At 44.1% G+C, this 5,909-nt stretch carries 4 protein-coding genes; 1 reads left to right on the forward strand and 3 read right to left on the reverse strand.

The genetic code is table 11. From position 1 onward, the window contains the following. Nucleotides 1-183: 183 nt before the first annotated feature. On the forward strand, nucleotides 184-1,692 hold the full coding sequence (gene glpK, locus AB5Z12_RS20515; RefSeq protein ID WP_173735057.1) for a glycerol kinase GlpK: 1,509 nt from the start codon (nucleotides 184-186) through the stop codon (nucleotides 1,690-1,692). 294 nt (nucleotides 1,693-1,986) lie between these two features. On the opposite strand, the gene AB5Z12_RS20520 is transcribed toward glpK, so the two are convergent. From AB5Z12_RS20520 to AB5Z12_RS20530, 3 genes are all read right to left on the reverse strand, one after another. Further along, nucleotides 1,987-3,069 (reverse strand): CdaR family transcriptional regulator, encoded by a 1,083-nt coding sequence (locus AB5Z12_RS20520; RefSeq protein ID WP_173735058.1) that lies wholly within the window; start codon nucleotides 3,067-3,069, stop codon nucleotides 1,987-1,989. Nucleotides 3,070-3,293: 224 nt separating this feature from the next. Continuing rightward, nucleotides 3,294-4,406, reverse strand: coding sequence for an ABC transporter ATP-binding protein (locus tag AB5Z12_RS20525; protein WP_118582627.1), 1,113 nt, complete (start codon nucleotides 4,404-4,406; stop codon nucleotides 3,294-3,296). 135 nt (nucleotides 4,407-4,541) lie between these two features. Continuing rightward, nucleotides 4,542-5,441 (reverse strand): DUF89 domain-containing protein, encoded by a 900-nt coding sequence (locus AB5Z12_RS20530; RefSeq protein WP_173717465.1) that lies wholly within the window; start codon nucleotides 5,439-5,441, stop codon nucleotides 4,542-4,544. Nucleotides 5,442-5,909 lie beyond the last annotated feature (468 nt).

Raw genomic sequence — 5,909 nt, forward strand, 5'->3', positions numbered from 1 at the left:
CATTAGTCGCAGTTAGCGATTAGTTCATCGGAGCGTTGCGCCGGCGAGTGAGTAATACACATTGTCCAAATGCGTCCCTCCTAAAGAACTTTTCAACCCACTAAATAGCAAGTTAAGGTATTTTCTTGTATGTGAAAATAGGCTATAATATAAATAATTCAAGCAAAGTAAACGAGGTGTACTATGGGAAAATATATAATGGCATTGGACCAGGGAACTACCAGTTCCAGATGTATTTTATTTGATAAAAAGGGAAATATGTGCAGCGTAGCACAGAAAGAGTACAAACAGTATTACCCGAAGCCAGGCTGGGTGGAACATGATCCGAAGGAAATCTGGTCCTCCCAGATTTCAGTGGCTACAGAAGCCATGAGTAAGATCAGTGTAGATGCAGAGGATATTCACGCTATCGGAATCACGAATCAGCGAGAGACTACGATTGTGTGGGATAAGAAGACAGGAGAGCCGGTTTATCCGGCAATTGTATGGCAGTGCCGCAGAACAGCTGATATGATTGAGAAGATGGAAAAAGACGGCATGTCAGAGTTGGTTCGAAAGAAAACCGGTCTGATTCCGGACGCCTATTTTTCCGGAACGAAACTGAAATGGATCCTGGATCATGTAGAAGGTGCCAGAGAGCGTGCGAAGAATGGGGAACTTCTCTTTGGAACAGTAGATACCTGGCTGATTTGGAAATTGACAAAAGGGAAAGTTCATGTGACGGATTACACCAACGCTTCCAGAACCATGCTTTTTGACATCCATGAGAGAAAATGGGATAAAGAGATTCTGGAATACCTGGATATCCCAGAGTGCATGCTGCCGGAAGTGAAGCCAAGCAGTTGTATTTATGGTTATACCAATGAGAACCTGATCGGGGGCAGAATCCCAATTGCCGGGGCGGCAGGAGACCAGCAGGCAGCTCTTTTCGGACAGTGTTGCTTTGAGTCAGGTGATGTAAAGAATACATATGGTACCGGCTGCTTTATGCTTATGCATACAGGAGATAAGGCAGTAGAGTCAAAGAACGGACTTCTTACCACCATTGCAGTGAAAGCAGACGGAACACCGGGATATGCCCTGGAGGGAAGTGTTTTCGTAGCAGGTGCTGCTATTCAGTGGCTGAGAGACGAAGTGGGAATTCTGGAGAGTTCCCCGGATTCTGAGAAATATTGTCTGTCAGTGCCGGACACAAACGGCGTATACGTGGTTCCTGCGTTCACAGGTCTCGGTGCACCATACTGGGATCAGTATGCAAGAGGCGCTATCCTTGGTCTTACCAGAGGCGCAGGAAAAGCTCATCTGGTGCGTGCCACGGTAGAGTCCCTGGCCTATCAGGTACACGACGTTCTGGAAGCCATGGAGAAGGATTCTGGCATTGATCTCAGCGCTCTCCGCGTAGACGGTGGCGCCAGCGCCAATAACTTCCTCATGCAGTTCCAGGCTGACCTTCTCGACACTCAGGTGGTCCGTCCAAGCTGCATCGAAACCACCGCCCTCGGTGCTTCCTATCTGGCTGGTCTCGCCACCGGCTTCTGGAAAGACGCCTCCGAAGTAAAAAGCAACTGGCAGATCGGCCGGCAGTTCACCCCACAGATGACAGAAGAGGAGCGTAAGAAGAAGCTGAAAGGGTGGAAGAAGGCTGTGAAGTGTACGTTTGAGTGGGCGAAGGATGAAGAAGGATATAAGTAAAAAATGCCACATAATCAGGAATTTATTTTTACACTTTACAATAAACGTGTTATTTAAAGTCCACTTTAACATGTATAATAAAGAAAATAAATCTGACCATAGAGCAATTTCAGGTTTCCCAGAATCTCCTTTCTGCTCTATGGACAGTCTTTCAAGAAAGTAGCATTTACTTTGATCAAGACAGTTACTTTGAATAGGAATCAGCAGCTGACAGAAGAACAGAGTCGGCAAATTGAAAAAGCCACTAAAAGAGAAATTGTTAAGTTAAAAATATATTGTTTAAGAGGGGGAATTTTATTCTGCTTTCTTATACTTAATATAATTCACCACCATCATCGCTAACTTAAACGTTAACGCATCCTCAAAGGTTCGGATATCCAGCCCGAATTTTTTCTGCAGCTTTTCGAAGCGGTACACCAGTGTATTTCGGTGTACGTAAAGCTGTCTGGAGGTTTCGGAAAGATTTAGGTTGTTTTCGAAGAAGGTGCGGATGGTAGCGAGTGTTTCGTCATCAATAGAATCCAGAGTTTCTTCTTTGAAAAACTCATCGATAAACATCTCGCAGATCTCCACCGGCAGCTGATAGATCAGGCGACCGATTCCAAGACGGTTATATCCAAACACATTCTTGCCAGTATAGAAAATCTTGCCCACTTCTAAGGCAGTACGTGCTTCCTTGTAAGCATCCGGGAGCTGCTTCAGGTCATCTGCAATATTGCTGTAGGAAACCCAGGCAGAAGTCATGGCCTCTGTATTCAGCATGTCCACCAGCATATGGGCAATATCATCCAGATCGGAATAATCCTCAGAAGGCTGGAGTTCACGGAGAATAATAATTCCGGAATCGTCTATAGCAGTAATAAAATCTCTTGTCTTAGCTGCAAAAATATTACGGATGGTAGCCAGGGCATTTTCGTCCTTGCTCTGTTTGGTCTCCACCAGGAAAACAGCACGCCGTACAGTGGTTGTGATATGAAGCTTTTTCGCACGGTTAAAAGCGTCTACCTCAGAATAGGAGCCAAGGAGAAGATTCTGCATAAATACGTTTTTGTCGCTCTTTTCCATGTAAGCGGTAAGCAGGCTCTCAATCTGGCAGACAGCCAGTTCCCCGATGGTGGAAGCGGCCTCCGCATTTCCCCATACGATCAGGACATATTGAAGCTGGTGACTCTCTGTCACTTTATACAGCCGGCAGTTCATATTGGAAATACACAGCACCTCATCTTCCTTAAATTCTTCCAGTTTCTCTTCGGAAGGAAGGGCTCTATCGCAGGTGCTGATATAAATGGTGTTATCTAAATTTACAAGGCAGAAATCCAGATGACTGATATTCTTCCAGTCTTCCAGACATTTCTGGAGAATCTGAAGTAATTTCATAGGTGTGCTCCTTTAGTAGAAAAGTAATAAAGTTTGCTCAAGGTGTGCGTTCACACGAAGCGCGTCCGGCGTCTGTGGCTTGGACTTGCTAAGTGTCTGGGTGTGCATTCGCACTAAATTCGCACTGCACCTGTGGGCTTACGCTCATTAAGTGCTCATAGTATACCACAAAAAAGCCCCAGGGGAAAACCCCTGAGGCCTAACTAAATTCATTCTTCTAAATATTAGTTGCAGATAGTAAGCTCTGTCTCTTTATCAAAGAAGTGAGATTTCTCCATATCGAATGCGAATTTGATTGTATCGCCTGTCTTGGAGTTTGTACGAGGATCAACTCGTGCTGTAACCTGAGTTCCGTTTACATCGAAGTACAGGAATACTTCAGCACCAAGAAGCTCATAAACTTTAACGGTAGATGTCATTGGAACGCTTGGAGAAGCTTCGATGAACATCTGGGAATCATGAATATCCTCTGGACGGATACCAAGAACAACTGTCTTGCCAACATAACCGCCGTCTTTCAGCACTTTCGCTTTCGCTGCCGGGATAACGATGTCATACTCACCAACTTTAGCAATAAGGTCGCCGCCTTTTTCAGCAATCTGAGCGTCAAGGAAGTTCATCTGCGGAGATCCCATGAATCCTGCAACGAACAGGTTGCCTGGCTGCTCATAAAGGTGCTGTGGTGTATCAACCTGCTGAACAACACCATCTTTCATAACAACGATTCTGGTACCAAGGGTCATAGCCTCTGTCTGGTCATGCGTTACATAGATGATTGTTGCGCCCAGTCTCTGATGAATCTTGGAAATCTCGATACGCATCTGAACACGAAGCTTAGCATCCAGGTTGGAAAGAGGCTCATCCATAAGGAATACCTTAGGATTACGAACGATAGCACGTCCCATAGCAACACGCTGTCTCTGTCCACCGGAAAGAGCCTTCGGTTTACGATCAAGAAGTTTCTCAAGGTCAAGGATTCTGGCTGCTTCTCTAACAGCTTTGTCAATCTGATCTTTCGGAACTTTACGAAGTTTCAGACCAAATGCCATGTTATCATATACTGTCATATGAGGATACAGAGCGTAGTTCTGGAAAACCATTGCGATATCACGGTCTTTCGGCTCTACATCGTTCATAACCTTGTCACCGATCTTTAATGTACCACCGCTGATCTCCTCAAGACCTGCGATCATACGAAGTGTTGTAGATTTTCCACATCCGGATGGTCCAACGAAGATGATGAACTCTTTGTCTTCGATTTCAAGGTTGAAATCTTTAACTGCCTGGAAACCATTCGGGTAAGTTTTGTTAATGTGCTGTAATGATAAGCTTGCCATGATTTTTCCTCCAAATTTCTCAATTAATTATTATAATCAAAATTGTTTCGATGCTTTTTTCATCTGATGTTAGTATAGCGAAAACCACCCAAAAGGGCTAGGGCAGAATCGTACAAACTTTTAAACAGTTTCTTGTCAATCTGACGAAAAAGCAGTAGCCTTTGGCGCCCGCTTCTCATTTATGAACATTCCTTGTAGTAATTTTGCATGAAAAAGCTGTTGAAACCAGTCGCATTTGCACAAAAACAGGTAGTAGATGTTCAGTCCGCAGCCATGCAGAGTCTCGTAATTTCCCTGACCTTTGGCAATGATCACGTCAGCATTATATAGAAGTTCTCTGGCGTGGGTACTGATCCCGTGAAGCCAGGTACCGCCTACGTCGTTTCCGTTTCCAAGTACAGGCACAACATCAGTAAGACCGCAAAATTCAGCGTCCTCCATGGTTGCGTCATTTCCAGCGGGCAGTCCGCGTACTAATGCTGTGATCCGTATATTTGGAAATATCTTTTTCAGAATCTGGATGGCAATTTTGTCCAGAACGATCTCACCGCAGTTATCGGTAATATATACAACATTCTCTGCCTTTTTCATATCCTGGCAGAATTGACGATATTCCTGTTCGTCAAGATCATCCTTGTTTTCACTTTTAATAAGAGAAAGTGCAGTTTCCTTGCTGACTTCCGGAAGCGCCGCAAAGTCGATATAGTTGCCGGTGCGGGCATAAATAAGTGCGGCTTTTAAGGGATCTTCTGAATAACGGATAGTGGAACGAAGCTCAGCTTCCAAATCCAGCATAAGCTGGTCATATTCTTTGTTGATCCGGGTGAAATCTTCCATAGGAACGCCCCAGAAGGAACAGTAGAATTTCTTCAGTTCTGTGGAGATGCTTGGAACGCAGTCGTCATCCTTTGGATGTTCAAAACGCTGGCGGATTGCTTCCATATATTGTTTTTTTCTGTCTTCGTCGTTAAAATGACGAATTTTTGCTTCCTGTTTGCGTATCTGACAGGCCATACATTTTGAATTTAATTTCATTCGTACCTCCTGAAAATAAGTTGCTGGCTAATTTTTCAATAACATTATTGAAAGATGCCAGGGCAAAAGATATTTTGACATTCACATCATTGAAAGAAACTATAATTAATGAAATGAGTGTCAAAAGGTCTTTTGGCACTCATTTGATACCCGGATTGCTACGCAGCTGCGCTGCTCCCGCAATCCTTCAAATATTCGAAATCCGCTGATTTACTGCGTAAATCGCTGCTTTCTCATCCAAGTTCAAAAGCCTTATTGTGCAAGCACGAACAGCTTTTTGACCTGTTGACACTGGTATCATAATTACTTACATTATAGCAGAAATTGTCTGACAGAACCAGAGAATGTTTGAAAAATAAAGTCACTGTTCACTGGTAACGTTCCGCGAGGCGTTTTTTGTGAACAAAGTTCACAGAAAACCCGAGAATTAAGTTTGCGCAGCAAACGCTACTTCTTGTGCTTGTCACA

Origin of the sequence: Ruminococcus sp. RTP21358st1_G6_RTP21358_211008 (assembly GCF_040908885.1) — a bacterium.
Classification (GTDB): Bacteria; Bacillota; Clostridia; order Lachnospirales; family Lachnospiraceae; genus Blautia_A; species Blautia_A faecis.

What these genes read in the sequence shown, in the direction of transcription:
- glpK (WP_173735057.1), top strand. Translation starts at nt 184, where the DNA reads ATGGGAAAATATATAATGGCATTGGACCAGGGAACTACCAGTTCCAGA.
- AB5Z12_RS20520 (WP_173735058.1), bottom strand. Translation starts at nt 3,069, where the DNA reads ATGAAATTACTTCAGATTCTCCAGAAATGTCTGGAAGACTGGAAGAAT.
- AB5Z12_RS20525 (WP_118582627.1), bottom strand. Translation starts at nt 4,406, where the DNA reads ATGGCAAGCTTATCATTACAGCACATTAACAAAACTTACCCGAATGGT.
- AB5Z12_RS20530 (WP_173717465.1), bottom strand. Translation starts at nt 5,441, where the DNA reads ATGAAATTAAATTCAAAATGTATGGCCTGTCAGATACGCAAACAGGAA.